Annotated in this window: 3 protein-coding genes and 1 pseudogene; 2 read left to right on the top strand and 2 right to left on the bottom strand. The window is 75.7% G+C overall.

Features of this window, described 5'->3' with window-relative positions; genetic code table 11:
• Together HLB15_RS23495 and HLB15_RS23490 are read left to right on the top strand one after the other, a co-directional pair.
• On the top strand, positions 1-749 hold a 749-nt coding region (locus HLB15_RS23495; RefSeq protein WP_171109168.1), incomplete at its 5' end, for an aminotransferase class V-fold PLP-dependent enzyme.
• Between the two features lie 2 nt (positions 750-751).
• Positions 752-1,009, top strand: a complete 258-nt coding sequence (locus HLB15_RS23490; protein WP_229785658.1) for a sulfurtransferase TusA family protein — start codon at positions 752-754, stop codon at positions 1,007-1,009.
• Between the two features lie 87 nt (positions 1,010-1,096).
• Here the strand turns inward: HLB15_RS23490 and erpA are convergent, their stop codons facing one another.
• Both erpA and HLB15_RS23480 read right to left on the bottom strand, forming a co-directional pair.
• Positions 1,097-1,450 carry an iron-sulfur cluster insertion protein ErpA gene (gene erpA, locus HLB15_RS23485; RefSeq protein WP_119143950.1) on the bottom strand — a complete coding sequence of 118 codons (354 nt, stop codon included), beginning with the start codon at positions 1,448-1,450 and terminating at the stop codon, positions 1,097-1,099.
• Positions 1,451-1,601: 151 nt separating this feature from the next.
• Positions 1,602-1,782 (bottom strand): annotated as a pseudogene (locus HLB15_RS23480) (hypothetical protein); the annotation flags it as partial.

The following is a 1,782-nucleotide window of genomic DNA, read 5'->3' as shown; positions in this document are numbered from 1 at the left end:
CCGACGCGATGGCGGCCGCCGTGGCCGGCCCCGGCGTCGCGCTGGCCGCCCTGCAGCACGCGAACGGCGAGGTCGGCACCCTGCAGCCCGTCGAGGCGGTGCACGGCGCCGCTCGGGCGGCCGGCGTCCCGCTGCTCGTCGACGCGGGCGCGAGCGTCGGTCACGTGGCGGTGCCTGCCGCCTGGGACCTGCTCGCGGCGGACCCGGCGGACTGGGGCGGACCGGCGGGCGTCGGCGTGCTCGCGGTCCGGCAGCGCGTCCGGACCGCGCCCGTCGGCCCGGAGGACGAGGACCCCTGGGCGCCGGGAGGGGTGAGCGTGCCGCTCGCGTTCGCCGCCGCGGTGGCGCTGCAGGCCGTCGAGGCCGACCGCGTGGCGCAGGACGCGCGGCGCCGCGAGCTGGTGGACCGGCTCAGGGCGCGCGTCGCGCAGGTGCCGGACGTCGAGGTGGTGGGCGACCCGGACGGGCGCCTGCCGCACGTCGCCACCTTCTCGTTCCTCTACGTCGACGGCGAGGCCCTCGTGACCCAGCTCGACCGGCAGGGCTTCGCCGTCGGCTCCGGGTCGGCGTGCACGGCGAGCACCCTCGAGCCGTCGCACGTGCTCGCGGCGATGGGCGTGCTGACCCACGGCAACGTGCGCGTCGCGCTGGACCGGTCCACCACGGCCGAGGACGTCGACCGGTTCTGCGCGGCCCTGCCCGACGCCGTGGCGGGGGTGCGCGAGATGCTGGGGGTCGGCGGGCTGTGAGCGTGCTCGTGGACGCCCGCGGCCTGCGCTGCCCGCTGCCCGTGATCCGCCTCGCGGCGGCCGCGCGGGACCTGCCCGCGGGCACGGAGCTGACCGTGCTGTCCACCGACCCCGCCGCGCGGCTCGACGTGCCGGCCTGGTGCCGCATGCGCGGGCACGACCACGTGGCGACGCGGGAGCACGCCCTCGCCGACGCCCCCGCCGACCGCCTGGTCGACGAGGCCTGGACGGGCTGGTCGGTCACGGTCCGGCTGTCCTGACACCGGGCACGCGGACGGGCCGGTCACCACGTGGTGACCGGCCCGTCCGGGCGGAGCGCTGCGGGCCTCGCGGCTCAGGAGCTCAGATCAGGAGAACGACCCGCCGCAGGCGCACGCGCTGCCCGCGTTCGGGTTGTCGATCGTGAAGCCCTGCTGCTCGATCGTGTCCTTGAAGTCGATCGTCGCGCCCTCGAGGTACGGCACGCTCATCTTGTCCACGACGACCTCGACGCCGTCGTAGTCGCGGAGCGCGTCCCCGTCGAGCAGCCGCTCGTCGAAGTAGAGCTGGTAGATCAGCCCGGAGCAGCCACCCGGCTGCACCGCGACGCGCAGACGCAGGTCGTCGCGGCCCTCCTGCTCGAGCAGGCTACGGACCTTGCCCGCGGCGACGTCGGTGACGTTGACGCCGTGGGTGGCGATGTCCGTGGTGGTGTCGGTCATGTCATCTCCCGATCGTGTTCGACATACCCGTAGTCGATCTGTCAGCGGTGCCAACCCATCGGATCGTCCGTCTGTTCCCGCTACCGGTCGTTCTCCTCCAGATCGTACGCCCCCGGCCCGTCCTGGCAACGACCCGTCCACAGGGATCAGGTCACACCACCCGCCCGGCCCAGCCCGGCGTCCACGTGCGGGCGACGCGCGCGACGTCGCCGTCGGCCAGCTCGTGCACGCCGCTCAGGCCGGCGGCCGACCACTGGCGCCGGGTCACCTCGCTGCGGTCCGTGACGGCGACGACGGGTACGGCGTGGTCGGCCGCCGCGGCGGCGGCCTCG

Origin of the sequence: Promicromonospora citrea (assembly GCF_013004695.1) — a bacterium.
Taxonomy (GTDB): Bacteria; Actinomycetota; Actinomycetes; order Actinomycetales; family Cellulomonadaceae; genus Promicromonospora; species Promicromonospora citrea.
Note: the sequence above shows the minus strand (reverse complement) of the source record. Positions and strands in the feature narration are given on the sequence as shown.

Coding starts and splice junctions, on each gene's coding strand:
- erpA (WP_119143950.1), bottom strand. CDS start 1,450: ATGACCGACACCACCACGGACATCGCCACCCACGGCGTCAACGTCACC.